Genomic DNA, 25,054 nt, shown 5'->3' with positions numbered 1-25,054 from the left:
CATGCACAGCACCTTTGGCCCAACTCAAACAATGCGTTTTACCCCTAAGGCTAAACTGTGCTTAAATCTAAGCATGACCGACCTGCCCCATGTCACCTGGCTCAAGGCCTTTGAAGCCGCCGCGCGGCTCAACAGTTTCTCTGCCGCAGCGGAGGAACTGAGCCTCACGCCTGCCGCAATCAGCCAGCAGATCCGGCTCTTGGAAAAGCATCTGAACACCCAGTTGTTCAAACGCCTGCCCCGCGGCGTGGCGCTGACCGATACCGGCCAGGCCTATGCCCAGCCGATCCGCAAATCCTTTGACGACATGCAGCGCGCCACTACCGGGCTGTTCAGCAAAAAGCGCAAGCGGGTGGTAAACCTGCGCGCCACCATCTCCTGCGCCGCACTGGTGATTGCACCGCAATTGCCCCGCTTCCAGGCCGAACACCCGAATATCTTCGTACAGCTCTCCTCCACCGTCTGGTCCAGCCGATTCGACGAGGAGGCGCTGGACATCGACATCCGCTACGGCTCCGGCGACTGGCAGGAGGCACAGATCCAGCACCTAGGCCACGAAAGCGCCATCCCCGTTTGCAGCCCGGCCTATGCTTCGGCCCTGGGCGGCAGCCCGTCGATTGAGGACCTGGCCCGCGCCGATGTGGTGCAAATCATCGGTTCGGAAACCGACTGGGGCCGCCTTGCTGACCTGCACGGGCTGACCCTGCAGGTCACCACCGACTGGCTCAAGGCCAACTCATCCCTGCTGGCCTTGCAGACGGTGGCGGCCGGCCATGGCGTGACCATGGTGCTGGAAAGCTTTGCCCGGCAATACATCGAACAGGGGCTGGTCATCGTTCCGACAGAATACAAACTGCCCAAACGCCGCTCGCACTACATGGTGATCAACGACCGCGCGGGCCAGCGGGACGAGGTGAAGGCGGTCAGCAACTGGATCACCTCGCTTTACCAGGCGCTGACCTGAACTCGCCCAGCCGCCGGATATCCTCTAGCAGCGCCAAACACTTGCGGGCCGCCGGGTTTTGCTCGCCAAACCGCGTCAGCCGCGCATAAAGGCAGGTATCCCGGCTGAACCATTCCCCCGGCAGCTCCTGCAACTGGCCGCGCTCCAGATACGGATCGGCAAAACCGCGCCACCCCAGCGCCAGTCCGCGCCCCTGCGCAGCGGCCTCCAGCAGAAACACGTAATTGTCGAAACTCTCCGCCTGCGGCCAGCCCGCAGCACCGGCATTTGCAGCCTGCCAATCCTCCCAGCGCAGCCAGCCAAAGTTTTCCTGCCGCAACCCCAGCACCCCCGGAGGCGCACCATGCCCCGCCAGCGCTGCAACCGCCTGGGCAATCACCTCTGGCGTCCCGACCGGCTTCACCTCTTCCGGGCAAACCACCACATGCGCCCGCTCGGGCGGCACTTGGGAATACTCAAAGACAATATCCGCACCGGTATCAACAGCGGCCCCGGTCAGATTGTACTCAGCCGTCACAAACCGCAGCTCTGTCTCCGCCCCCAGGCTCGAACGCAACGCGCTGTGCCGCGGCAGCAGCAGCAGATGCGACACCGAGTAAGAGCAGGTAATCGTCACCCCGGTCTCGGGCTTGGCAAACTCCCCCGCTGCCCGCTGCAACCCGTCCAGAGACTGCACCACAGAGGCATAGAACCCCTCGCCTTTCCGCGTCAGCCGGATCTGCGCGCCGCTGCGGTCGAACAGGGGCGCCCCCAGCCGCAGCTCCAGATTGCGGATATGGCGGCTGATTGCGGGCTGAGAGGTGTTCAGCTCCTCTGCCGCCCGCGCAAACCCCTGCAGCCGCGCCACCGCCTCAAAGGCCGCCAGCGCATTCACCGAGGGCAGGTTGTATCTCCGCACTGCCATATCAAAATGGTTATGCCGGGATGCACGCGAAAGCAATAGACAAACTCACACCTCTGCCGCAGCGTGTCCCCCAAGCGCAAACAGGGAGAGGTGGAATGCCCGACTATAAAAAGCCCGCCCATTGGGCCAATCCAAAGAACAAGCTGTTCCCGCATCAGGTCGGTTTCACCGGCCCGCCGCATGACTTTGACGCCGCACCTTCGGACTTTCTGCGGATGGCGCCGCGCTCGGTCGGTGTGCACGGCCGGATGCTGCATGTGCCGGACTACGCCCACCAGCTGGACCAGCGGCAGAAGAATTTCGGCCTGTTGGAGGAATTCGTCGAATGCATGGCCAACAACGGCGCCGACGTCTGCGGCCAGGTCGGCTCCAATTGGGTGCATGCCTCGGGCAAAGGCGTCGAGGGCATCCGCCAGCACTGCGAAATGCTCAGCGACAAGTATGAAACCCCCTTTCACATGGCCGGCTACGCCATGGTCGAGGCCCTGCGCGACCAGAATGTCGAGAAAGTCGCCCTGAACGCCTGCTACCACCCGGACAGCTGGTATCAGGGCACCGTCGGCTTCCTGAAAGAGGCCGGGTTTGACGTGGTCTGGGCCGGCAATTTCTATGACCAGGGATGGTTTGAAACCCAGGAAGAGGTCGACAATTGCATCTGGTGCTTTGATGAGGATCTGATCTGGAAGTCCTTCGACTACACCGCCGAACAGGCCCCCAAGGCCGACGCCTATCTGATCAACGGCATGAGCAACTACCGCCGCGCCTCTGACGGCATCGCGCAGCGCCCGGTGCATTACACGGCAGAGCTGGAGGAGCGCCTCGGCAAGCCGGTCATCGGCCATGACACCGCGCTGTACTGGCGGATTTTCAAGACGTTGGGCTTGGCGCCCGAAACCCCGCAGGGCTCCCTGCTCTCTTCTCTCTGATAAGGAATCCCTTGATGCATAAGATTGTCGCATTGTGGGCTGTGCCCCGCTCCACCTCCACCGCCTTTGAATGGATGATGCGCCAGCGCGGCGACCTCGACTGCCTGCACGAACCCTTCGGCGAGGCCTGGTATCAGGGCGAGGACCCGCTGTGGCCGCGTTACACCGAGGGCGAGAAAACCACCCCCGGCCTGACCCTGGAAAGCGTCTGGGAGGACATCAAGGCGCGGGCCGAAAAAGGCCCGGTGTTCCTCAAGGATTTCCCCCATTACATCAACCACATGTGGGATCCTGAGTTCCTCAGCCACTTCACCCACGCCTTCCTGATCCGCGACCCGGCCAAGACCATCACCTCGATGTACAACAAATGGCCGGACTTCGATGAGCTGGAGGTCGGCTTCCCCGAGCAGCGCGCCCTGTTTGACTTGCTGACCGCCCTCAATGGCACCCCGCCGCCGGTGGTGGACAGCGACGACCTGCTGGAGAACCCCGAAGAGATGACCGAAGCCTTCTGCGAGGCGGTTGGCATCCCCTATTTGCCTGAGGCGCTGACATGGGAGCCCGGCGGCGACCCCTCGGCGCACAGCTGGTGGGACGGCGGTTCGTTCCATGCCAACCTGGCGAAGTCCACCGGCCTCACCCGGCAGGTGCGCAAATATGTGGAGATCGAGAACACCCCGGAGCGCGTTCGCCGGGTCCACCGCCGGATGCTGCCGCACTATGAGAAGATGCATCAGCACCGCATCCGGGTGCCGCAGATGGCCTGATCCTCCCGCCCAGCAAGGAAAGGTAAGCCATGACACAAGCCAGCCAATTCAACCGGATCCTGCAGGACGGGCTTTGCATTGGCTGCGGCCTTTGCCAGTCCCTGCTGGGCACAGACAAGCTGCAGATGGCCCGGGGCGCCTCGGGCGATCTGCAACCGCAAATCCGCGGGGAACTGTCAGAGCAGGACGTGGACCTGGTCTACGCCACCTGCCCCGGCACCCGCTGCGAAGGCCTCCCTCCGGCCGAAACCGGCGCCGCTCCGCATCATGATCTGGTCTGGGGGCCCTACCACAGCCTGGTGCTGGGCTGGGCCGCGGATCCTGAGGTGCGCTTCGAAGGCTCCACCGGCGGGGTACTGACCGCGCTTGGCCAGTATCTGCTGCACTCGAAGCGGGTGAATTTCATCCTGCATGTGAACACGCCCAAGGAAGAGCCGACCTTTGGCCAGGCAACCGTCTCCACCACGCCGGCCGAAGTTCTGAGCGGGGCAGGTTCGCGCTACGGCCCCGCCGCGCCGCTGACCGGTCTGGCCGAGGCGCTGGATCGCGGCGACCCCTTTGCGGTGATAGCCAAGCCCTGCGATCTGAACGCGATCCGCAACCTGGCGCATAAGGACAGCCGGGTGAACGCGCTGATCCGCTATATGCTCACCCCGGTCTGCGGCGGCTTCATGCCGGATGCGGCGATGGGACGGTTCCTGTCGGAAAACGGCTTTGACCGGCAGGAGGTCACCGCCCTGCGCTACCGCGGCCGCGGCTGCCCCGGCCCGACCACCATCGAAACCCGCGGCGGGCAGCGGCGCGACTACCACTACCTGGACTTCTGGGGTGAAGACGAAAGCAGCTGGTCGCTGCCCTTCCGCTGTAAGATCTGCCCCGACGGCATAGGCGAGGGCGCTGACATTGCCGCGGCCGACACCTGGCCGAAAGCCTCGCCGGACCGGGTGGCATCTGAAACCGACCCTGGCACCAATTCGATGATCATCCGCACCGCGCGCGGGATGGAACTGATCAGCGCCGCGGTGCGGGACGGCTTTTTGGAACTGGGGGAGGAGGTTGAGATCCCTTATATGGATGCAACCCAGCCGCATCAGGTCACCAAGAAACGCGCGGTTCAGGCGCGGTACGAGGGCATGCGCAAGGCGGGCTCGCTGGCGCCAGACACCATCGGCCTGCGGCTGGAGGAGCTGCATGCGATGAATGCCCCCGAAGAGAACGAACGCCAGAAACGCGGCGCCTATGAACGGGCGCTGGCGGCAAAATCCTAGACTGTCCCCGCGGGGACAGCCGTAGAATTCAGCACCGGGGGTCAGCCAGCGAGTGCGTCCAGCGAGGCTGCCATGGCGTTCCACAGTTCCTCCGCCGGCTCGGTTCCGACCGAAATGCGGATGAACCCCGGCGCCACCGCATCGCCCCAGCGGGCGCGGCGCTCGGCAGAGGTATGCACGCCGCCAAAGGAGGTCGCCGCCCGGATCAGCGGGCAGCCGTTGATGAAGGCATCTGCTTGCCCGGCACTGTCCAGAGTGATCGAGATCAGGAAGCCGAACCGGGACATCTGCTGCTTGGCCAGCGCATGCGAGGGATCGGTTTCCAGCCCCGGAAAGCGGACCTGCTGCACCAGCGGGTGCGCGGCCAGCCGTGCGGCCAGCACCTCGGCGGTGCAGCACATCCGGTCAAACCGCACGTCCAAAGTCTCCAAGCCCCGGTGCGCCAGCCAGGCCTCTTGCGGGCCGGGAATGCCGCCGCCGAACTGGCGCCACTCGCGCGCGGCTTGCAGAATCTCCTGGTTGCGGGTGGCGAGATGCCCCATCAGCACATCCGAATGCCCGCCCGGCGCCTTGGTGTCCGAGGCGACCACCACATCCGCACCCAGCTCCAGCGGGCGCTGGCCCAGCGGGGTCATGGTGGTGTTGTCGACAATCAGGACGCCGCCCGCCGCATGCACGGCATCGGCAATCATCCGCAAGTCGCAAAGGTCCAGCCCCGGGTTTGAGGGCGTCTCCGCAAAAACAACGTCAAAGCCCTCAAACCCGCCTTCGGCGAAGCTATTGGTCGGGCGCTGCTCTACTTCCACCCCAAGGTTCTGCAGGAACCGCTCGCTGAGGCGCCGGGTGACATAGTAGCCGTCCGATGGAATCAGGATCTTGGAGCCCGCCTTGACCGTGGCAAACAGCGACGCCGAGATTGCCGCCATGCCAGAAGGGAAAGCCAGCGTGGGCGCGTCTTCCAGATAGGCCAGCACATGCTCCAGCTGCTCCCAGGTCGCATTGTCCACCCGGCCATAGCTGGGGCCGCCGGTCCAGTCGCCCGGCAGGTGATACATCGAGCTTTGCGTCAGCGGCAGCGCGACGGGTTCGCCTTCGGACAGCGTGTTGCCGCGCAGGTGCAGCATGGCTCCGGCTTTGGGGGCGGTGGGTCTATCCATCGGGGGCGCCTTTCCTGAATTCGGGGTTTCAGGATTGTTAAACGTCACGGATCAAAATGAAAATCTGCCATGTTCAGAAAAATGAACCGCCCGGCTGCAGGCCGGGCCGCGCCAACCCGCCCCCATGGGGCGGCGCGATTGCGCCACCCCGCGGGTCTATGCGGCCCTTCGCGGTACCTTGCTAACAGCTAGTAGATCACCCCATCCAGCGGCGCACTGGGGCAGCGGCCTCCTCCAGTGCCTGGCAGACCACATCGATCAGGGTCGGACCGTCATGGGCAAAGGCTTCCTTGATCGCCTGATCAAGATCCTCCGGCTTCTCCACCCGCCAAGTCTTGACGCCAAAGGCCTCGGCCACCGCGGCGTGGTTGGTGCGGTTGAAGTCGACGTTGTAATAGCGCTTGCCGCAGTCGTCGCGCTGGCTGGCCTTGATCCAGCCGAAGTTGGCGTTGGAGAACACCACATAGGTGATGGGTGCGTTGCAGCGCACCACGGTTTCCAGCTCGCCGCAAGTGAAGTTGAAGGAGCCGTCGCCCATCATCCCCACAACTTTGCTGGAGGGGCGCCCGAACCAGGCGCCCAGCGACGCCGCCAGCGAATACCCCAACGCCCCATGGGCGCGGTTGGTAATATACTGGCGGCCAGGGTGCTTTTGCTGCGAGTAAGCATTGTAGTAGGGGCAGCTGGTGCCGGGGTCGGAGACCACGATGGCGTCCTCCGGCAGGTTCTGGTTCAGCGCGTGGATGATCTGCTCGGGCAGCACCTGGCCGGTCTTGCTGTTTGCCAGTTCCTCGAATTTGGCGAACTTGCGCTGCTTGATGTCGGCAATTTTAGCAGCTCCGCCGAATGTGGGCGCATCGCCCTCGCGGCTGTCCAGATAGGCGTTCACCGCCTGCAGGGCCAGTTTCAGGTCCGCCACCACGCCAACCTCGGTCGGGTAATTGGCGCCGATGGTCATCGGGTCATTGTCGAAATGCACGATGCGCTGGCCAGGCTTCGGCGCCTCCCAGCGCGAAGTGGTGGTGGAGCCGGCCCGGCAGCCCATGAAGACCACCAGATCGGCACCCTCCATCATCTCCCAGGTCTCATTGGTGCCGCCGTTGGAGCCGACCACGCCCAGCGATTGCGGATGGGTGTCGGCCAGCGATCCCTTTCCGGAAATCGAGGTGCCGACGGCGATGTCGAGGCGCGACGCAAGCGTGCTCAGTTCTTCCATGGCGCCGGAAATCACCACACCGCCGCCGCAGACGATCAGCGGCGATTTGGCGGTGAGGATGGCCTCGGCGGCGGCCTCGGCGGCGCCCGGTTCGGGGGCGGCGCGGTAGGAGGGGTAGCTTTGATGCTTGGGATCGCCCCAGATGTCATCGGCGGGCACAGCGTCATACTGGATGTCATAGGGCAGGCCCAGATGCGCCGAGCCGGAGCGGCCGGTGGTCATTGCCCGGAACGCCTGGCGCACCATGCGCGGGATGTGATCGGCGCGTTTGATCACCGTGTTGAACTTGGTCAGCGGGTCCATCATGACCTCCTGGTTCACCTCGGTCAGCGGGTACTTGCCGTAAGAACCGACCGAAATGTCGGTGGTGATTGCCAGCACCGCATAGGAGCTTTCGTTGGCCTCAATGAGCCCCGGCAGGATGTAGGTGGCGCCGCCGCCCGAGGGGCCTTCGCAAACGCCAACACGGCCGGTCACGCGGGAGAAGCCGTCGGCCATATAGGCGGCACTGCGCTCGTCGCGGGTCAGGACATGGGTGATGCCGTGCTCCAGCCGGTTCATCGCGTCATAAAACGGCAGCGTGGTGTCGCCGCAGAGGCCAAAGATATGGGTGACGCCATGCGCCTCCAAGGAGCGCACCATCGCCTCTGCCCCGTTCAGCGTATTGGTCATGTTGTTGTTCATGGGAGCCGCCTCCAGCCTCTTTGAAACCTGCCCCGGGAGATGCCCGGGATTCGCGCTCCAAACTGTATACAATTCTGTAGATAGATGTGAAGACCAAATTTGAAGCTTTGCGGAAACGGGCGGATCAGGCGCCAAGTGCCCGCCCCGCCAGAGGAAAGACTTGCCTGGCATATCCCCGGGGCAAGCCGGTGAAGGATGGACCGGGCGGGCGCGGGCCGGCCGCAGGCACCATAAGCCTGATTGCAGCGGCACCCCGGATTTTCTCAAAATCCGGCTACACGGCGGCCTCCAGCAGGATGTCCTGCACATACTCCCGCCAGGCCTCGGCAAAACTGGCGGCCAGCTGCGACAGCGGGCGCTCGCTGGGGGTCAGGATCGAATAGCCAAAGGGGATCTGCGGCTCAAACGGCAGAAAGCGGATCCGGTCTTCGCCCGCGTTGCTGCGCCGGTAGCTTTCGGCGCTCAGCACATCCACCACGGCGCAGGCCTGGCCTGCGGCGATAAAGTGGAACAGCGGCAGGAAATACTGCGCGTCATAGCGCAGGTTGAACTCGGCGCCTGCAGCCAGGAACGCCTGCGAGGTGGCCTGATAAGTGTTGTGATCGGGTTGCAGCGCGCCCATCGGCATGCCGTTCAGATCGGCCGCCGTGATCATCTCGCGCGCTGCCAGCGGATGGCTGGCGGGCACCGCGCACAGGCAGTTGCTGGGCAGCTCCTCTGCCGCGTACAGCTTGCGGTCGCCGCGGAACCGGGTCATGTCGCAGAAGCCGATGTCGAAACTGCTGGCCGCCACCAGGCTGCGCACCTGCGGCGACGAGCGCGTCGCCAGCGTCACCCGCACCTCGGATTTCCCCGCCACAAAGCGGCTGATGAATTCCGGCAGCAGATAGGTCGAGGGCCCCGGCATCGCCACGATGCGGATCGAGCCCTGCACCCGGTCGCGCATATTGGCCAGGTTCTGCTGCGCGGTTTCCATCCGCGACAGGATCTCGGTCGCCTCCTCCATCAGGTACTGCGCCTCCGGCACCGGCACCAGGCGGCGGCCCTCGCGCAGGAACAGGGTGAGGCCCAGCTCCTCTTCCAGCGTCTTTATCGCCGCGCTGATCGCGGGCTGGGTGCGGTGCAGGTTGCGTGCCGCCTGGCTGACCGAGCCGGTCTTCATCACCTCATGAAACACCGCAAGCTGATGAGAGTTCATAGGGTTGCCCTTTCCGGCGTAAAACAAACATAAATTCAATCTATACATACAGTATAATTTTAAATTTGTACTTATGCTTTTCCTTTCCCATGATGCAAGGATCGGAGGAGTGAGCTGCGGCAGGCAAGCTGCGGCCTCAATGACAAGGGAAGAGACAATGGGATTTTTCACGAAACTGACCGGGGCGGCCCTGGCCTGCACCATGCTGACCGGTGCCGCGGCGGCGCAAGACATGACCTTTTTCCGCATCGGCACCGGCGGTGCGGGCGGTACCTATTTCCCGATCGGCGGCATCATCGCCAACGCGATTTCCAACCCGCCCGGCTCACGCGAGTGCGGTGAGGGCGGCAACTGCGGCGTGCCCGGCCTGGTGGCGATGGCACAGTCGACCAACGCATCCGCGCACAATGTGAACGCGATCCAGAACGGCCAGATGGAAGCGGGCCTGTCGGGCGCCGCCACCCTGCATTTTGCCTATCACGGCAAGGGCAAGTTCGAAGGCAACGCCAAGCCCGACCTGCGGGTGATTGCCAATCTGTACCCGGAAGACCTGCACCTGGTGCTGCCCGAGGGCCACAAGCTGGACGGTCTGGCCAGCCTCAAGGGCAAGCGCGTGGGTATCGCCCAGGCGGGCTCCGGCACCCAGATCGCGGTTGAACTGATCCTGGGCGACCATGGCGTCAACCGCGACAACATGGATGAGGCCGAACTGAACAACGCCCAGTCCGCCGAGCGTATCGCCGACGGTCAGCTGGACGCCTATTTCTATGCAGCAGGCACGCCCGTCGCGGCGATGATCCAACTCGACAACACCAAGGGGATGGAGCTGCACAACTGGTCCGAGGACGAGATCAAGCAGGCCAACACCACCGTGCCTTACTACATCCCCTCGACCATTCCGGCGGGCACCTATCCGGGTGTGGACTATGACGTGAACACAGTGGCGGTTTCCGGCATGCTGGTCACCAATGCCAATATGTCCGAAGAGCTGATCTATGAGATCACCAAGGCGATGTGGTCCGACACCGCGCGCAAGCTGCTGGACAACGGCCACCCGAAAGGCAAGGCGATCACCCTGGAGACCGCACTGGACGGTATCGAGGGCATCGGTGTGCCGCTGCACCCGGGTGCGGAGCGCTTTTACCGCGAAGTCGGCCTGCTGAAGTAATTCCTCCCCTGAACTGCGGCAGCAGGGTGCGCCTTGCTGCCGTTTTTTTCTCCCGGTGCCCCTGTCTGCTGGCCTTTGGTTGCTGCGGCGGATGCACGGCGCTTGCACCGGCGAAACTCCTGGAACTGGAGACCCCGATGTCCCTGGACACGCATCTCGACAACAAGGCGCTTGAGGAGCTGGAGAAGCAGTACGACTCCGCTCTGAACACGCGCGACAACGGACCCAAGCTGACCGGCGTCATCTATTGGGCCTCCATCGCTTTTGCCCTTTACCATCTGTGGACGGCCGGTTTCGGCACGCCGGTGGACCATGTGCATATGGGCATTCACCTTGCAGGGCTGTTCCTGTTCATCTTTGTGGGCTTTCCGCTGATCAAGTCGGCGCGCAGCCTGGAATGGCGCGGGCCGAACCCGCTGCGCCCGGGCAATGTGCCGCTCTATGACTGGGCGCTCACCGGGCTCAGCATGGCGGCGGCGCTGTTCCTCTGGGTCAGCTGGCGCGGCTTTGACATGTTCGGTTTTGACATCGCCGAGCAGGCGCTGCGACAGGGCAACCCGTCCGGCCTCGACGTGTTTTTCGGCTCGGTGCTGATCCTGACGGTGCTGGAAATCGCCCGGCGCACCATCGGATTTGTGCTGCCGCTGATCATCCTGGTGTTCATGATCTATGCGCTGTTTGGGCCTTATATGCCCGCGCAGATCCTGAAGCATCCGGGTGTGAATTGGCAGCAGTTCGTCAACAACATGTACTTCCCCTCCGAAGGCATTTTCGGCGTGACGCTGTGGGTGGTCTCCACCGTGGTGTTCCACTTTGTGCTGTTCGGCGTGGTGGCGCAGCGGATGGGGCTGGGGCAGTTCTTTGTCGATAACGCCATGCTGCTGGCCGGCCGTTACACCGGCGGGCCCGCGAAAGTGTCGGTTGTGTCCTCGGCCTTTTTCGGCACCATTTCCGGCTCGTCGATTGCCAACACGGTCTCGACCGGTTCGCTGACCATCCCCAACATGAAAAAACTCGGCTACCCCGGCCATTTCGCAGGCGGGGTTGAGGCAGCGGCCTCGGCAGGCGGCCAGATCACGCCGCCGATCATGGGCGCCGCGTCCTTCCTGATGGCCGAGTATCTGGAGGTGCCCTACACCACCATCGTGATTGCGGCGATTGTGCCGGCGATGATGCACTACATCGGGGTGATCTCGATTGTGCATTTCACCGCCAAAAAGCTGGGCCTGACCGCCTACCCCAAGGACCAGCTGCCCAAGTTCCTGCAGGTCTGGAAGGATGGCTGGTACACGATCATTCCGCTGATTGCGCTCCTCTTGGTGCTGTTCTCAGGCTATTCGCCGAATATGGCAGCGTTTATCGGCCTCAGCCTGTGTGTGGTCACCGGTTTCTGCGCCTTCAACAAGCCCGCGACCATGCTGATCCCCTTTGCTTTGCTCGGGTTCATATTGTGGAAGGCTTCGCCCTATTCCGGTGAAGGCTACAGCCCCGTCATGGCCGGGATGCTGGCAGCGCTGACCATCCTCGCCTGTCTGCACCGCAACGAGCGGCAGAAGTTCCGCGACCTGTTCGACAGCTTCCACGTCGGCGTGCAGTATGCGCTGGCCGTGGGCGCGGCATCGGCTGCGGTCGGCATCGTGGTGGGTGTCATCAACACCACCGGCGTCGGCTTCCGCCTCGGCTTCATGGTCACCGGAGGTGCTGCGGATATGGCGGCTGCTCTGGCACCGTTTCTGGACTGGACCTCGATCGAGGCCTTCAGCCAGCCGTCGATCCAGCAGTTCCTGTCGCTGGTGCTGATCGCCATGGCCTGTATCCTGATGGGGGCCGGCCTGCCGACCACCGCGCTTTACATCATGCTGGTGGCGGTTGCGACGCCGGCCCTCAGCCAGCTGGGCGTGCCGCCGCTGGCGACGCATATGTTCGTGCTCTACTACGGTGTGATTTCCGAAATCACCCCCCCGGTTTGCGCCTCGGCCTATGCGGCGGCGGGGATTGCGGGCTCCAACCCGTTCCGCACCGGCCTCAATGCCTTCACCCTGGGTCTGGGCAAGCTGATGGTGCCGATGGTGTTTGTCTATGCGCCGGTGATGCTGATCGTGCTGCCGGAGTATTTCACCTGGGCCGGCTTCATCCAGGTGACTGGCACCTGCGCCTTGGGTGTGTTTGCGATTGCCACGGCTGTGTCGGCCTATTTCCTGGCACCGCTCAGCGGCATCTGGCGGCTGCTGATGGCCATTGGCGGGCTCCTGCTGGTGGCACCGTCGGGCGGCTCTGACATCGCGGCACTGGTGATCATGGCGCCTGCGCTGGTGCAACAGCTGGGCCAGCAGCGCAAACTTCAGGCTGAGGCCGCTCAATGAGCGGCCCGGCCTCCGCCGATAGGCACTCCACCCCTGACGTAACGGTCCTGGGGGCCGGGATCGTCGGCATCTGCTCGGCCTTGTCATTGGCCGAGCGGGGGCTGCGGGTCCGGCTGATTGACCGGGATGCACCGGGACAGGCGACCTCTTACGGCAACGCGGGCATCATCTCCCCCTGGTCGGTGGTGCCGCAGTCGATGCCGGGGCTGTGGAAGAAAGTGCCGGGCTGGCTGCTGGACCCGCTGGGGCCGGTCTCGGTGAAGCCCGGCTACCTGCCCAAGGTCGCGCCCTGGGGGCTGCGGTTCCTGTCCGAAGGGCGCGAGGGGCGGATCCAGCAGATCTCTGACGCGATGGACACGCTGAACCGCAACTGCGTGGAAATGTACCGGCTGCATTTGGCGGGCACTGGCCACGAGGATCTGGTGCAAGACAGCTATTACGTCCATGCCTTCCGCAATGCGGACGCCGCCGACCTGGGTTCCGTCGACTACCGGATGCGCCGTGAGCGCGGTGCTGAGCTGGAGCGGGTCGGCGCGGCCGAGCTGCGCGATCTGGAACCGGCGCTGACGCAGGAGTTCCAGGCCGCAATCCTGATCAAGGGCCAGGCGCGGGCAACTTCTCCGGGCCGTATCTGCACCGTGCTGGCGGAGAAGTTCCAATCCATGGGCGGCGAGATCCTGGCCCAGACCGTGCGGGGCATCCTGCCGTCTGAGACCGGCGGCTGGTCCTATACCACCGAAGCAGGCCAGGACTGGACGCCCAAGCTGGTGTTGGCGATGGGTGTGTGGTCAGGTGAATTGCTGAAGCCGCTGGGCATCAAAATCCCGATGGAATTGGAGCGCGGCTACCATGTATCGTTCCGTTCCCCTGGCGTCGCGCTGAACAACTCGATCATGGATATGGACATGAAATTCGTGGCCTCCTCAATGGAGGAAGGCTTGCGGGTGGCCGGTACCGCGGAATTCGCGGGCCTTGATCAGCCGCTCAATCAGAAACGCCTCGACGGGCTGGTGGAGCTGGCCAAGGCGCTGCTGCCGGACCTGCAGGCTGCCGACATGGACACCTGGTCCGGCCAGCGCCCCAGCCTGCCCGACAGCCTGCCCTGCATTGGCGAGGTCGAGGGCTTCCCCGACCTGATCGCCGCCTTTGGCCACAGCCACTACGGGCTGATGATGGCGCCGAAAACCGGGCGGCTGGTGGCGGATATCGTGAGCCAAACCCCGATGAACGAAGACCTCGCGCCATTCCGCGCGCGGCGGTATGAAAGGATCAAGACATGACCATCCATCCCGGCGGGCAGAATATCTGCGGCGTCTCCATCGGCGTGCTGGCGCTGGAAAGCTATTTCCCCAAACCCCCCGGCCATATCAAGAACCCCTCCAGCCTGGCGTTCACCACGCTTTATGAAATGCTGGACGGGATCACCGTGCCGAAACTGCTGGCCAACCCGACCGGCGAGATGAAGGAGCGGCTGATCGACGCCGCCAGGCGGCTGGAGGCCAAGGGGGTGCGGGCGATCACCGGATCCTGCGGGTTTCTGGCGATTTTCCAACGGGAGATCGCAGCGGCGGTGAATGTGCCCGTGTTTGTCTCCTCGCTGATCCAGGTGCCGCTGGCGCATCAGATGACCGGGCGGACGGTGGGGGTGATCACCGCCTCCGCCGGCAGCCTGACCGAGGCGCATTTGAAGGGTGTCGGCGCCGAACACACCCCGATTGTGGTGCAGGGGCTGGACGATGCGGAGGAGTTTTCCACCGTGATCCTGCGCAATGAGCGCACCGCGATGGATCTGGCCAAGGTCGAGGCGGAGCTGCTGGCCGCGGCCAAGGGCATGATCGCCCGCAACCCGGAGATCGGCCCGATCGTGCTGGAATGCACCGACCTGCCGCCTTATGCCCATGCGCTGCAGGCGGAGCTGAACCGGCCGGTGTTTGACATCGTCACCCTGTCGGAGATGGTGCACAGGGCGGCTTTGCGCGCGCCGTTTGGCGGCTTCATCACCTGAAACGCTGAGAGCAGCGCCCGGCCTGCAGCCGGGCGGGCCGTCTCTTTATGGAAGTCTTTCCGGGCGGTGCTGACTGCCACAGAGATTTCCGGCTCTGAGCCCCCAAATCTTTTGCATGTGATGCGCGGCTCTGGCCCTTAATCTGGCGCGGAAACGCTAATTCCGCCTGATAGGACCATCATGAGCCAGATCACCGACACTCTGCTAGACCAAATCCGGGACCGTTTTGCCCAGGTCGACACTTGCCCGCAGCAAGGCAGCCGCATCTTCTTTGAAAACGCCGGCGGCGCGCTGACGCTGAAATCGGTGGTGGAGACATCAGCGCAATACGCTGCCATCGCCGACAACCAGGGCCGCGACAACCCGGGCAGCCACGAACTGGTGCGGGTGATCACCAAGGCCAAGGACGACATGCGCGTCTTCATGAATGCGCCGGGCGGACAGTTTTTTGCCGGCGAAAGCGGCACCGAGCTGTTGTTCCGCCTGATCATGAACGCTTGCCTCGGCAGGGGCGAAGGCGGCACCGTGCTGGGCTCGACGCTGGAGCATCCGGCCACCCGCTCCGCTTGCGCCCGCTGGGCCGGCGTGGCGCGGCAGAAGCATGTGCTGATCGAACATGACGACGCCAGCGGCACTCTCACCGCTGACGCCTATGCCAAGGCAGTCACCCCTGACACAGTGGTAGCCACCATCGTCCACACCTCGCCGGTGACCGGCATGGGCGTCGATCTGGCCGCCTGCGCCGCCGCCATCCGCGAAGTGGCGCCGGACTGCCTGATCATCGTCGACGGCATCCAGCACGCCGCCCATGGCCGCATCGACCTGACCGCATACGGCGTCGACGGCTATGTGATCTCCCCCTACAAGATGTTTTCGCGCCATGGCTACGGGCTGGCCTGGATCTCGGACCGGCTGACTCATGTGCCGCATAACGCACTGATCGACGGGCCGGAGGACAACTGGGAAATGGGCACCCGCGACACCGGCAGCTATGCCACCCTGTCGGATGTGGCCGATTACCTGGAGTGGCTCGGCGGCGAGGTCAGCGGTGCCACGGACCGGCGTGAAAAATTCGTGGCGGCGGGCGAGGCGATCCACGCGCATGAAAAGGCCCTGACCGATGCGATGATCCACGGCACCGGCAACCTGCCCGGCCTCTCGGAAATGGAGGGTGTCACCATCCTGGGCGGCGCGGACAACCCCGCGCGCGAGGGCCTGGTGTCACTGACAGTCGAAGGGGTGCCCTCGGTGGATGTGGTGAAACGCCTGAACGAACAGGGCATCCGCACCCATCTGCGCAAGGCGGATCACTACTCCGGCAATATCCTGACGCCCCTGGGCATGGACAGCTGCGTCCGTGTCTCCATGTGCCACTACAACAGCATCGGCGAAGTGGCGAAGTTCCTGGGCGTGATGAAAGAAATCACCGGCTGACGCGGCAATATCCGGCCGCGCCGGAAAGCGCGGGCCAAGGCCAACGGCCGTTGCAAAGGATTGCCGCCCCCGGGCGGCAATCTGGTCCGTAAGCGGCCTGGTACAAATGCCCGCTTCACTTCGCGAACAGAGCGTTCTTGCCCTTGCCCGCGGCGAAAGCTGCCGCTGGCACCGGCTGTGACCTGGTTGTCAGACGGCCTTCCCGCCGTCCCGCGAAAACGCCGAGGCAATGCTGGAACCTATCAGGCAGACACCCCAGACCGTCCAGAGCGCCGCAAGGCCATAGAACACAATTCCAATCACCGGAAGGAACCCGAGCACTCCGAAAACCAGAGCGACGATGAGTTTAACGATGCCACGTGACATAGGCTGTTTCTCCGCTAAAAATTATTGAAGCTTTCAGGCGCGCACACCGCGCTTCTTTGCCGATTTCTTGCGCGCGGCCTTGTGCTGCTCAAGCCTTGCCCGCTGGCGCGCGGCCACTTTGTCCCAGACCGGGGCCAGCTCATCCGACCGGATCCCGGTTTGCGACGCCAGCTGATACAGCATATGCGCCGGATTATCGTTGCATTCGACAATGACCGGGCCTTCCGGTGTAAGCGCGATGTCAAACCCGCAGACGCCGAACTCTGGAAAGACTAGATGCGCATTGCGGGCAAGCTCCAGTGTTTCCGGCCACATGGGCAAGGTCTTCCCAACTATTTCAGCTTGTGTTTCGGGGTGATGCGTCAGCCACTCGGTTGCCATCCCGGTTCCCCGGCGGCAGGCGCGCACGGTACCGCTCTCCAGGTCCAGCGAGGCGATCAGGCTGCCTTTTTGCCAGAAATTGTCGGACATGGCGTTTGGCGCCGGCAGTTTCCATACCGCATAAACCGGGCGGATCGCGCTGCCGTCATTCACGCTGACGACCCGGACACATGCCGTGGCAAGCCCCGCAATGGCAGCAACCTCCGGGTGCGGCATGAGCGCACTTTGCAGCAAAAAGCCATTCGGATACTTCTCCGCAACTTCCTTTGCGAAGTCTTCAATTTTGAGGCGCCGCCCGTTGGAGAGCTTCAAATGGCCGTCTTCCAGAGATTCGATGCGCACGGACCCGACGGACAGGGATCCGTTGAACGGCTTGCCGAAGAGCGGATACCTGGACGGGTCCTGCAGGAACGCTTCCAGCTCTGCCCTGCTGCGCAGCGTTGGCAGGTTGCCGGCATAGATAGATTTGCTGAACACTGCCTGCGTCGCGGTTGTTGGGATTTCCAGTTTGGACAGCAAGGCCGAATAAAGCAGCTTGTTCTTGATGAAATAGGCTGCCGGCACCAGCTCCAGCGGATTCATCCCCGCATTCATGGCATTGGTTGCCCCCTGCCCCAGAAATCCGGCCTTCTCTGCCGGGGAAAGCTCAGGGTTGAACAGGCGCAAGTTATAGTATTCGTTTGAACCAATTCTGCGCGCGCTCATGCGGCCGGTGATGATGTCCCGCATCTGGCGCAGCGGATGAACACCAAATTCTTTCTGAACCTGCGAGATGACTGGTGCAGCCTCTCCCGCCCTGAGCGAGCCGGAACTGTCCGGCCCGGCCAGAAGAGAAGTGTCTTTTTTGGAAATACCTGTATCTGCCACGGCGAAATTTCCTGTTTATCAATGTTTTATCACGCCGAGCTACTGTGGGAATCTGTCAGAAGTTTGGCAACCTTTGATTGCAGGTAGTTTTTCTTAACTTCATTTATGGACGGCCGGTTCAACTGAGGCCGTGGCCACTGGGATAATGCCATTGAGGCCAGTGCCCGCCGTGTAAGCCGGTGTTTTCAAACGCCCCGCATCTGCGCAAAACCAACCGGGGCGGCCTTTTTGCCATTTTCCACGGGATTACCTGCCATCGAATGTTCCAAAAAAGTGCCACCCGAAGGCGGCAATCTGGATAGTGCATTCGTTGGGCGGTCAGATTTCCAAGGAGTCCGGCAAGTCAGCCCTTCGGTAAAGAAACGCACCCAGAGTCCTTGGGTCGAAAGCCGGCTTCCCTTCCTGAACAGCCGGCAATCGTTTCAACTGCCTTTCCTTGCATTTCGCCACGATCAGAAGATCCTTGAAGATCACGTACTTGCTGCGGAAGCAGCCCATGGCTTCGGGCGTGATCCACTGCTTGGCCTCACCCGGCACGGAAACCGTTTCCAGAACAGCTTCGCCGGTCCTTTCCGCAATCAGACACTTTCCCGCAGCTTCCCCAATACCCAGTATCATGAAAGCACAGCAGGAAATTATGCCGGGCCGGCCGCGCTGAGAACCCACAATTCCGAACGATGCCTGCTCCGTCATCGCCTCGACACCGCAACGCGGCACTCCAAGCGCTGTGCTCAACTGGCGGGCCCACATGCTTTTTCCGATCCCCGGAGGACCGTCCAGCAGCACAGGAGGCAGGCGGAAGGCTGCGTCCCCATTTCGGATCGAACGCCGCATCGGCTTCCAAAGAAGATCTGTTGCAGGGGCCATCCAGGGCATATCTGCATGTATCCCCGCTGCGATTTCATCCGCTTGATGTTCGGTCCGTATTCAGATCAGGTTTACGCCGTCGCGCAGCACCGCCAGCGCCCTCCTCTTATCGTGATTAAGATGGGAGAAGCCGACGGCCGCAGCCCGCCGTTCCGCCAGCCGGCTTACCCCGCGGTCCACGCGGTCCTGATCTTCGCGTCCGAGACCAACCTGCATCAGTTCGTTTTCCCACCGAAGGCGGTCGTCACGATCCTCAGGGTCCGGAGGCACAATGCCGCGTTCGAGAGCGCGGCGCACCGTCAAGAACCGTTGCAAGCGCTGCCGTATTGCCCGCCGGTCCTTGTCGGCATTGTGGAACTCTGCTTCGATGAACTTGATCTTGGACATAGCTGGCCCTTTCCCGGCGCGCCGCGCCGTCTGGATCCCGATTGCACATCTTTCGTTCAGGAAAATGAAGGAAAGAACCTGGCCAGGTTTGAGATTCAGACCTGCTCAATACGACCATTTCAGTCAACAGTTGGAGCTGATCTTCAAGGGGGACACGTGCCCCCGCAACAGGTAATTGGCGAATTTCGCTTAAGCCATTGAATTAAAACAAAACCACCGATCGAAGACCGGCCGGTGGCAAATAACCTAGTGTCGGACTGGCAGAAAACCCCCATAAATGGCAGTTATTTCATAGGTCCGACAACAACTGATCAGGGGCTGGCGGTCTTCTTCAATTGCATCTGTTCGATGACCAAGAAAATCCGGGGGCAATGGGTTTGAATTCTTCACGGGTCATCTGAGGTTGCCGCCGCTAGGGTCGCCAAGAAGGAATTGACGGCCCTCCCTAGCCTGCAGGGGGTGCCGTTTCTGGCACGCAGGCAAGGGAACATGACGCATGAAAACCCATGCACAGGCAGTTGTTATCGGCGGCGGACTGGTTGGCTGTTCGATCCTCTACCACCTGGCCAAGCTTGGCTGGACCGACGTGGTTCTGCTGGAGCGCGACGAGCTGACAGCCGGCTCCACCTGGCACGCGGCGGCCAACATCCACGGGCTGCACGACAACAACAACGTGACCCGCATCCAGCACTACACGATGAACCTCTATAAGGAGCTGGAGAAGGAAACCGGCCAAGGCTGCGGCGTGTTCCAGCCCGGCTCCCTGTATCTTGCCAAAACCGAAGAGCGCGAGCACCAGCTGCGCCTGCAGGAGGCCAAGGCGAAATACTATGGCCTGAACTTCCACGAGGTGAGCCGCGAACAGGCCAAGGAACTGCACCCGCTGGCGCAGTTCGACGACATCCGCTGCATCATGTATGAACCCGACGGCGGCAACGTCGACCCCTCGGGCGTGACCATGGCCTATGCCGCGGGCGCCCGCGCCATGGGTGCCCAGGTCGAACGGTTCTGCCCGGTAATCGGCACCGAGCAGCAGCCCGACGGCTCCTGGATCGTGAAGACCGAAAAAGGCGACATCCATACGCAATGGGTGGTGAACGCAGGCGGTCTCTGGGGCCGCGAAGTGGCGGCCATGGCGGGCCTCACCCTGCCGCTGCAGCCGACCGAGCACCAGTATTTCGTGACTGAAACCATCGACGAAGTCGCCAACTTGGGCCGCCGCCTGCCCTCGATCGCCGACCGCGACGGCGAATACTACTTCCGCCAGGAGGGCAATGGCTTCCTGATCGGCGCCTATGAGAAGGACATGCGGTTCTGGGCCGAAGAGGGCACTCCGCTGGACTTCGCGCATGAGCTGTTCCCCGACGATCTGGACCGGATCATGGAAAACGTGATCCGTGCCACCGAGCGGGTTCCTTGCGCAGAGACCGCAGGCGTCAAGCGCGTCATCAACGGCCCGATGATCTGGTCGCCGGATTCGAACGCCATCTGGGGCCCGGTGCCGGAGCTGAAAAACTACTTCTGCTGCACCGGCATCATCCCCGGCTTCTCGCAGTCCGGCGGGTTGGGCCTGCTGGCCGCGCAGTGGATGATCGAGGGCGAGCCGCAATACGACATGTTCGCCTGGGATCTGGCACGCTTTGGCGACTGGGCCGACAAGAAGTTCACCAAGGCCCGGGTCGAGGACCAGTACGCGCACCGCTTTGCCATCCATTTCCCGAACGAGGAACGCAGCGCCGGCCGCCCTGCCCGTGTGCGCCCCGCGTACGAAATGCAAAAGGAAATGGGCTGCGTCTTTGGCCTCAACTGCGGCTGGGAGCATCCCCTGTGGTTCTCCGGCGTGCCCGGCACCACCGACACCAACAGCTTCACCCGCCAGAACTGGTGGGAGCCGGTTGGCCGCGAAGTGAACATACTGCGCGAAAACGTCGGCGTCATCGACATCTCGAACTTTGCCAATTACGTCATCAAAGGCCCGGGCGCCTATAACTGGCTGGACCAGCTGGTGGCGAACAAGGTGCCGACCGAGGTGGGCCGCAGCTGCCTGACCCCGCTGATTTCCGTGCGCGGCGGTGTGGCTGGTGACTTTACCATCACCAAGGTCGCAGATGATGAGTACATGATGGTCGGCTCCGGCATGGCGGAGCGCTATCACCAGCGTTTCTTCAATATGGTGGAACTGCCCGAAGGTACCACCTTTGAGGTCGCCACCAACCGCATCGCAGGCTTCAACGTGGCCGGTCCGAAATCGCGCGACATGCTGCAGCGGATGACCAATGCGGATCTGTCGAACGAGGCCTTCCGCTTCATGCGCTCGCGCACCATCGAGGTGGCAGGCGTGGAATGCTTGGCGATCCGCGTCTCCTTCACCGGCGACCTGGGCTGGGAGCTGCACTGCGCCGAAGAAGACCAGGTCAAGCTGTATTCCGCGCTGCTGGCAGCTGCGGCAGAGTTCGACGGCGGCCCGGTTGGCGGCCGTGCACTTGGCTCGCTGCGGATCGAAAAGGGCTATGGCTCCTGGGGCCGCGAGTACAGCCAGGAATACTGGCCGCAGGAAGTGGGCCTGGCCGGGCTGGTCAAGTTGGACAAGGACTTCCTCAACAAAGACGCCTATCTGAAGGTCAAAGACAACGCCCCGCGCGAAGTGCTGGTCGGATTCGAGATCGACGCGGTGAACAACGCCGATGCGTCGGGCGGCGAGCCGGTCTTCACCCCGGACGGCAAGCCGGTGGGCCGGGTCACCTCGGGCGCCTATGGCTATTCGGTCGGCAAGTCGTTGGCGCTGGGATACGCCAACCCCGAAAATGCCAAGCCGGGCGATGACGTTGAGGTCTACATCCTGGGCAAGCCGCACAAGGCGCGCATTCTGGAAACCGCTGCCTTTGACCCTTCGGGCGCACGTCTGCGGGCTTGATCCGGGACAAGAAAGCCGCCCTTCGGGGCGGCTTTCTCTATTGCAGAACTGGTGGGAAATCAGACCGGCTGCATCCCGGCCGTCAGCCACTCTGCAAAACTGGCCTCATCCACATCCCCGGTGGCGAGGTCTTCCATCATCCGCACACCCTCCACCGGGTCTGGACGGAACTGGAAGCCGTTCAGGCGCAGAAAGGTGACGGCGGTCACAAAGGCGGTGCGCTTGTTGCCGTCGACAAAGGCATGCGCCTTGGCGATGCCAAAGGCATAGGCCGCGGCCACCTCGGCAACCCCGGCATCCGAATAAGCCGCCAAATTCATTGCTCGGGCACAGCCCATCTCCAGCAAAGCCTTGTCACGCATCCCCGCCGCGCCGCCGTGGCGGGCAATCTGGCGGTCATGTATGACAGTAACAGCTGCCAGCGGCACCCATGTGTAACGGCTCACGCCAGCGCCTGCAGCAGATCCCGGTTCTCATCCATCACAATTTCGGCCGCGGCCAGCGCCTCGGCCACCGAGGGGTCATGCGCCATCACCTTGAGGCTGCCGTCATCGCCGCGCACCACAAACAACGTGTCGCCTTCCTTTGCGTCCAGCATCGTCAACATCTCCGTCGTCAGCGTGAGGACGGCAGAGTTTCCGACTTTCCTGATCTTGGTCTCAATCATGGCAGGCCTCGTGTGTATATATATGCGTATATACGGGCAAAGTTGCCAAATTTCAATGCCGCCCTGCTGACGGCGTCAAGGCTACAGTTCCATCTCCGCGGCAGCCTTCAGCAGCCAAGCCTTGAAATGCTTGACCGAAGGCGTGGCGGCCTTGTCCTTGAAGGTGGCGAAATAGGTCCAGGGGCAGTCGAGGTCGAAATCAAACGGCTCCACCAGCCGCCCGTCCGCCACGTGTGCCCGCACCAACGATTTCGGCAGCACCACGCAGCCAAGCGATTGCACCGCAAATTCCAGCCCCATGTTAGAGGAGTTGGTCTGCAGCCCGCCCTTATGCTCAATCCCCGTAAGTCCATAATGTTTGGCGATTTTTTCCCAATAGATCGGGCGCCCCAGGATGTGGATCAGCTTGGCATCAGCCAGCTGTTCAGGCCGGATCATTGGCTCACCGCTGACCTGGTAATCCGGCGCGCACACCAGCGCCAGCTTCTCGTCCCACAGCTTCACCGCCGGTCCCATCACGTCATCCACGTGGTTGATGGTGATCGAAATGTCCGAAACATTGGTCTCCACATCCACCCAGATGGTGCTGTGAATCGTCAGATCGATATCCGGGTGGGTCTTGGTGAAGTCTTCAACCACATTGATCAGCCATTTCTCCGCCAGGCTGACCGGGCAGGAGATCACCACCTCCCGCTTGTGGCTTTGCGAGATCAGCAGCTGCGTAGCTGAATCAATCTCCTGCAGCGCATGGCGCACGGACGGCAGATAGGCCTCCCCCACATCGGTCAGCGACAGTGACCGCGGGTGGCGCACAAACAGCGGCCGGCCGATGAATTCCTCCAGGCTGCGCACATGGTTGGAGACCGCCGACTGGGTGCAATTCAGCTCATCCGCCGCTGAGGTAAAGCTCAGATACCGCGCGGCGGCCTCAAACGAACGGAGAAAGGTCAAATGGGGGAGATTCTTCATCATGGATCCGGCAGCGGTTTCGGGGGCCATGTTCCCATGCTTTGGATTGGCCCGCAATTCCCAATGGTTAGCGGCCCGCAATTGTCAGAAAACGACGTCTATCACCGCTTTCACGAAATAATCCAAGGCTATGACCCGCTTTAATTTGTGTGTCACTTGCGGCCTCTCCCCCTACCCTGACGCGTGAAAACTGCCCCCGAACGCCTCAGCGAGAGAGCCGCCATGACCGCCACCTTCGACCGCGCCGCCGATTTCACCTTTGACCTCGCCCCAGGCGACCTGCCGGAAACCACCCGCGAGGCCGCGGCGCTGATGTTCCTCGATACCATCGGCATCACCATCGGTGCAGGCCCGATGGAGGCCGGCCGCATCGCCCGCGAAACCGCGGTGGCGCTTTACGGCTGCGGCGAGGAAGGCCTGGCTGCGCGGATGATGTTCGACGGCCGCAAGGTCAGCGTCGCCGGCGCCGCCTATGCCTCGGCCACCGCCACCGACAATCTGGACGGCCACGACGGCTATTACCCGACCAAGGGCCACATCGGCGTGGTGGTGATCCCGGCGATTGCGGCATTGGCGGAAACCGTGCCGGATTTTTCGGGGCCGGAAGCGCTGGCCATCACCACGCTGGGGTATGAGCTGGCAGGCCGCGCGGCCCTGTCGCTGCACAACACCGTCAGCGACTACCACACCTCCGGCGCCTGGAACGCGCTGGGTGTCGCCGCCATGGCGGCCCGGATGCGCGGCCTCAGCCGCGATCAGCTGCGCCAGGCGCTGGGGATTGCCGAATACCACGGCCCCCGCAGCCAGATGATGCGCGAGATCGCCAACCCCTCGATGCTGCACGACGGCTCCGGCTGGGGCGCGATGGTTGGCATGTCCGCGGCAATCCTGGCCGAGAAAGGCTTTACCGGCGCACCGGCGATCACCATCGAGGAAGATCGTGTGGCGGAATACTGGGAGGACCTGGGCAACTTTTGGCAGATGGAGCATCAGTATGTGAAGCCCTACCCGATTTGCCGCTGGGCCCATGCCCCGATCGACGCGGTGCGCCAGGTGATGCTGGACAACAACCTGAACCACGAACAGATCGCCAAGATCCACATCAACACCTTCCACGAAAGCGCCTGCCTCTACCCGGGTATCCCCGCCACCACCAGCCAGGCGCAGTATTCGCTGCCTTTCGCGGTGGCGACCCAGGCGGCATACGGCCGGATCGGGGTTGAGCATATTTCGGGCGAGGGCCTCGCCGATCCGCTGGTCGCCTCGATCCACGAGCGGATTTCGGTGTCCGAGGCCGCGCGCCACTCGGTGCGCTTCCCGATGTGCCGGGTGGCCGATGTGGTGGTCACCCTGACCGATGGCCGCGTAATTGAGAGCGGCGACGTCCATGCCCGCGGCGGCCCCGAGGCGCCGCTGAGCCGCGATCAGGTGGTCCAGAAATTCATGGAGTTCGCCTCGCCGTCCCTGGGTGAATCGCGCGCCGGCGAAATCCGCGACGCGGTGCTGGGCATGACCCGCGAGGGCAGCAAGTTCTCCGACCTTGGCCGCCTGATCTACGACGCGCCTGCCAACTAACACCAAC

The 25,054-nt window shown here is 62.9% G+C and carries 22 protein-coding genes; 11 read left to right on the top strand and 11 right to left on the bottom strand.

Annotated features, from left to right (window positions below; translation table 11 throughout):
- The first annotated feature begins 73 nt into the window (after positions 1–73).
- On the top strand, positions 74–964 hold the full coding sequence (locus ACXAEH_RS21335) for a LysR substrate-binding domain-containing protein (RefSeq protein WP_475035925.1): 891 nt from the start codon (positions 74–76) through the stop codon (positions 962–964).
- Here the strand turns inward: ACXAEH_RS21335 and ACXAEH_RS21330 are convergent.
- Positions 936–1,868 carry a LysR family transcriptional regulator gene (locus ACXAEH_RS21330; protein WP_475035924.1) on the bottom strand — a complete coding sequence of 311 codons (933 nt, stop codon included), beginning with the start codon at positions 1,866–1,868 and terminating at the stop codon, positions 936–938. The genes ACXAEH_RS21335 and ACXAEH_RS21330 overlap by 29 nt on opposite strands.
- A gap of 95 nt (positions 1,869–1,963) precedes the next feature.
- On the opposite strand from ACXAEH_RS21330, the gene ACXAEH_RS21325 reads away from it, so the two are divergent.
- The 3 genes from ACXAEH_RS21325 to ACXAEH_RS21315 are packed head-to-tail and all read left to right on the top strand — an operon-like array spanning position 1,964 to position 4,829.
- Positions 1,964–2,794: an aspartate racemase/maleate isomerase family protein gene (locus tag ACXAEH_RS21325; protein WP_475035922.1), complete on the top strand. Its 831-nt coding sequence runs from the start codon at positions 1,964–1,966 to the stop codon at positions 2,792–2,794.
- Between the two features lie 14 nt (positions 2,795–2,808).
- On the top strand, positions 2,809–3,561 hold the full coding sequence (locus ACXAEH_RS21320) for a sulfotransferase-like domain-containing protein (protein ID WP_475035920.1): 753 nt from the start codon (positions 2,809–2,811) through the stop codon (positions 3,559–3,561).
- Positions 3,562–3,590: 29 nt separating this feature from the next.
- Entirely contained in the window at positions 3,591–4,829 is a 1,239-nt protein-coding gene (locus ACXAEH_RS21315; protein WP_475035918.1) for a Coenzyme F420 hydrogenase/dehydrogenase, beta subunit C-terminal domain, read from the top strand.
- Positions 4,830–4,870: 41 nt separating this feature from the next.
- Here ACXAEH_RS21315 and ACXAEH_RS21310 read toward each other — a convergent pair whose 3' ends face one another.
- From ACXAEH_RS21310 to ACXAEH_RS21300, 3 genes are all read right to left on the bottom strand, one after another.
- On the bottom strand, positions 4,871–5,986 hold the full coding sequence (locus ACXAEH_RS21310; RefSeq protein WP_475035917.1) for a cystathionine gamma-lyase: 1,116 nt from the start codon (positions 5,984–5,986) through the stop codon (positions 4,871–4,873).
- Between the two features lie 196 nt (positions 5,987–6,182).
- Positions 6,183–7,874, bottom strand: coding sequence for a thiamine pyrophosphate-binding protein (locus ACXAEH_RS21305; protein ID WP_475036144.1), 1,692 nt, complete (start codon positions 7,872–7,874; stop codon positions 6,183–6,185).
- Between the two features lie 286 nt (positions 7,875–8,160).
- Positions 8,161–9,084: a LysR family transcriptional regulator gene (locus tag ACXAEH_RS21300; protein WP_475035916.1), complete on the bottom strand. Its 924-nt coding sequence runs from the start codon at positions 9,082–9,084 to the stop codon at positions 8,161–8,163.
- A gap of 157 nt (positions 9,085–9,241) precedes the next feature.
- Between ACXAEH_RS21300 and ACXAEH_RS21295 the strand changes: the two genes are divergently transcribed.
- From ACXAEH_RS21295 to ACXAEH_RS21275, 5 genes are all read left to right on the top strand, one after another.
- Positions 9,242–10,252: a TAXI family TRAP transporter solute-binding subunit gene (locus ACXAEH_RS21295; RefSeq protein WP_475035914.1), complete on the top strand. Its 1,011-nt coding sequence runs from the start codon at positions 9,242–9,244 to the stop codon at positions 10,250–10,252.
- Positions 10,253–10,389: 137 nt separating this feature from the next.
- Positions 10,390–12,615 carry a TRAP transporter permease gene (locus tag ACXAEH_RS21290; RefSeq protein ID WP_475035912.1) on the top strand — a complete coding sequence of 742 codons (2,226 nt, stop codon included), beginning with the start codon at positions 10,390–10,392 and terminating at the stop codon, positions 12,613–12,615.
- A complete protein-coding gene (locus ACXAEH_RS21285; RefSeq protein ID WP_475035910.1) occupies positions 12,612–13,895 on the top strand; it encodes an NAD(P)/FAD-dependent oxidoreductase in 1,284 nt (427 codons plus the stop codon). Before ACXAEH_RS21290 ends, ACXAEH_RS21285 begins: the two co-directional genes overlap by 4 nt.
- Complete coding sequence (locus ACXAEH_RS21280) at positions 13,892–14,620, top strand: aspartate/glutamate racemase family protein (RefSeq protein WP_475035908.1); 729 nt, start codon at positions 13,892–13,894, stop codon at positions 14,618–14,620. Before ACXAEH_RS21285 ends, ACXAEH_RS21280 begins: the two co-directional genes overlap by 4 nt.
- A gap of 180 nt (positions 14,621–14,800) precedes the next feature.
- A complete protein-coding gene (locus ACXAEH_RS21275) occupies positions 14,801–16,054 on the top strand; it encodes an aminotransferase class V-fold PLP-dependent enzyme (protein ID WP_475035907.1) in 1,254 nt (417 codons plus the stop codon).
- 189 nt (positions 16,055–16,243) lie between these two features.
- On the opposite strand, the gene ACXAEH_RS21270 is transcribed toward ACXAEH_RS21275, so the two are convergent.
- The 4 genes from ACXAEH_RS21270 to ACXAEH_RS21255 form a co-directional block, all read right to left on the bottom strand.
- Complete coding sequence (locus ACXAEH_RS21270) at positions 16,244–16,420, bottom strand: hypothetical protein (protein ID WP_475035906.1); 177 nt, start codon at positions 16,418–16,420, stop codon at positions 16,244–16,246.
- Positions 16,421–16,453: 33 nt separating this feature from the next.
- Positions 16,454–17,668: a sugar-transfer associated ATP-grasp domain-containing protein gene (locus tag ACXAEH_RS21265; RefSeq protein WP_475035904.1), complete on the bottom strand. Its 1,215-nt coding sequence runs from the start codon at positions 17,666–17,668 to the stop codon at positions 16,454–16,456.
- Positions 17,669–17,986: 318 nt separating this feature from the next.
- A complete protein-coding gene (locus tag ACXAEH_RS21260) occupies positions 17,987–18,502 on the bottom strand; it encodes a hypothetical protein (protein WP_475035902.1) in 516 nt (171 codons plus the stop codon).
- Positions 18,503–18,595: 93 nt separating this feature from the next.
- Positions 18,596–18,922 carry a hypothetical protein gene (locus tag ACXAEH_RS21255; protein WP_475035900.1) on the bottom strand — a complete coding sequence of 109 codons (327 nt, stop codon included), beginning with the start codon at positions 18,920–18,922 and terminating at the stop codon, positions 18,596–18,598.
- A gap of 496 nt (positions 18,923–19,418) precedes the next feature.
- Here ACXAEH_RS21255 and ACXAEH_RS21250 point away from each other — a divergent pair, with 496 nt between their 5' ends.
- Positions 19,419–21,836 (top strand): GcvT family protein, encoded by a 2,418-nt coding sequence (locus tag ACXAEH_RS21250; protein WP_475035898.1) that lies wholly within the window; start codon positions 19,419–19,421, stop codon positions 21,834–21,836.
- Positions 21,837–21,895: 59 nt separating this feature from the next.
- Here the strand turns inward: ACXAEH_RS21250 and ACXAEH_RS21245 are convergent, their stop codons facing one another.
- From ACXAEH_RS21245 to ACXAEH_RS21235, 3 genes are all read right to left on the bottom strand, one after another.
- Positions 21,896–22,282 (bottom strand): type II toxin-antitoxin system death-on-curing family toxin, encoded by a 387-nt coding sequence (locus ACXAEH_RS21245; protein ID WP_475035896.1) that lies wholly within the window; start codon positions 22,280–22,282, stop codon positions 21,896–21,898.
- Positions 22,279–22,503 carry an AbrB/MazE/SpoVT family DNA-binding domain-containing protein gene (locus tag ACXAEH_RS21240; protein WP_475035894.1) on the bottom strand — a complete coding sequence of 75 codons (225 nt, stop codon included), beginning with the start codon at positions 22,501–22,503 and terminating at the stop codon, positions 22,279–22,281. The genes ACXAEH_RS21245 and ACXAEH_RS21240 overlap by 4 nt, the downstream gene beginning before the upstream one ends.
- Before the next feature lie 81 nt (positions 22,504–22,584).
- Entirely contained in the window at positions 22,585–23,475 is an 891-nt protein-coding gene (locus tag ACXAEH_RS21235) for a LysR substrate-binding domain-containing protein (protein WP_475035892.1), read from the bottom strand.
- A 219-nt stretch (positions 23,476–23,694) separates the two neighbouring features.
- Between ACXAEH_RS21235 and ACXAEH_RS21230 the strand changes: the two genes are divergently transcribed.
- Positions 23,695–25,047, top strand: a complete 1,353-nt coding sequence (locus ACXAEH_RS21230) for an MmgE/PrpD family protein (RefSeq protein ID WP_475036142.1) — start codon at positions 23,695–23,697, stop codon at positions 25,045–25,047.
- Positions 25,048–25,054 lie beyond the last annotated feature (7 nt).

The sequence above is a fragment of the Leisingera sp. ABM4_060 genome, from assembly GCF_056158765.1.
The sequence above is the reverse complement of the archived record's forward strand: the minus strand, read 5'-3'. Positions and strand labels throughout refer to the sequence as shown.

What these genes read in the sequence shown, in the direction of transcription:
- ACXAEH_RS21335 (WP_475035925.1), top strand. Translation starts at nt 74, where the DNA reads ATGACCGACCTGCCCCATGTCACCTGGCTCAAGGCCTTTGAAGCCGCC.
- ACXAEH_RS21330 (WP_475035924.1), bottom strand. Translation starts at nt 1,868, where the DNA reads ATGGCAGTGCGGAGATACAACCTGCCCTCGGTGAATGCGCTGGCGGCC.
- ACXAEH_RS21325 (WP_475035922.1), top strand. Translation starts at nt 1,964, where the DNA reads ATGCCCGACTATAAAAAGCCCGCCCATTGGGCCAATCCAAAGAACAAG.
- ACXAEH_RS21320 (WP_475035920.1), top strand. Translation starts at nt 2,809, where the DNA reads ATGCATAAGATTGTCGCATTGTGGGCTGTGCCCCGCTCCACCTCCACC.
- ACXAEH_RS21315 (WP_475035918.1), top strand. Translation starts at nt 3,591, where the DNA reads ATGACACAAGCCAGCCAATTCAACCGGATCCTGCAGGACGGGCTTTGC.
- ACXAEH_RS21310 (WP_475035917.1), bottom strand. Translation starts at nt 5,986, where the DNA reads ATGGATAGACCCACCGCCCCCAAAGCCGGAGCCATGCTGCACCTGCGC.
- ACXAEH_RS21305 (WP_475036144.1), bottom strand. Translation starts at nt 7,874, where the DNA reads ATGACCAATACGCTGAACGGGGCAGAGGCGATGGTGCGCTCCTTGGAG.
- ACXAEH_RS21300 (WP_475035916.1), bottom strand. Translation starts at nt 9,084, where the DNA reads ATGAACTCTCATCAGCTTGCGGTGTTTCATGAGGTGATGAAGACCGGC.
- ACXAEH_RS21295 (WP_475035914.1), top strand. Translation starts at nt 9,242, where the DNA reads ATGGGATTTTTCACGAAACTGACCGGGGCGGCCCTGGCCTGCACCATG.
- ACXAEH_RS21290 (WP_475035912.1), top strand. Translation starts at nt 10,390, where the DNA reads ATGTCCCTGGACACGCATCTCGACAACAAGGCGCTTGAGGAGCTGGAG.
- ACXAEH_RS21285 (WP_475035910.1), top strand. Translation starts at nt 12,612, where the DNA reads ATGAGCGGCCCGGCCTCCGCCGATAGGCACTCCACCCCTGACGTAACG.
- ACXAEH_RS21280 (WP_475035908.1), top strand. Translation starts at nt 13,892, where the DNA reads ATGACCATCCATCCCGGCGGGCAGAATATCTGCGGCGTCTCCATCGGC.
- ACXAEH_RS21275 (WP_475035907.1), top strand. Translation starts at nt 14,801, where the DNA reads ATGAGCCAGATCACCGACACTCTGCTAGACCAAATCCGGGACCGTTTT.
- ACXAEH_RS21270 (WP_475035906.1), bottom strand. Translation starts at nt 16,420, where the DNA reads ATGTCACGTGGCATCGTTAAACTCATCGTCGCTCTGGTTTTCGGAGTG.
- ACXAEH_RS21260 (WP_475035902.1), bottom strand. Translation starts at nt 18,502, where the DNA reads ATGCGGCGTTCGATCCGAAATGGGGACGCAGCCTTCCGCCTGCCTCCT.
- ACXAEH_RS21255 (WP_475035900.1), bottom strand. Translation starts at nt 18,922, where the DNA reads ATGTCCAAGATCAAGTTCATCGAAGCAGAGTTCCACAATGCCGACAAG.
- ACXAEH_RS21250 (WP_475035898.1), top strand. Translation starts at nt 19,419, where the DNA reads ATGAAAACCCATGCACAGGCAGTTGTTATCGGCGGCGGACTGGTTGGC.
- ACXAEH_RS21240 (WP_475035894.1), bottom strand. Translation starts at nt 22,503, where the DNA reads ATGATTGAGACCAAGATCAGGAAAGTCGGAAACTCTGCCGTCCTCACG.
- ACXAEH_RS21235 (WP_475035892.1), bottom strand. Translation starts at nt 23,475, where the DNA reads ATGATGAAGAATCTCCCCCATTTGACCTTTCTCCGTTCGTTTGAGGCC.
- ACXAEH_RS21230 (WP_475036142.1), top strand. Translation starts at nt 23,695, where the DNA reads ATGACCGCCACCTTCGACCGCGCCGCCGATTTCACCTTTGACCTCGCC.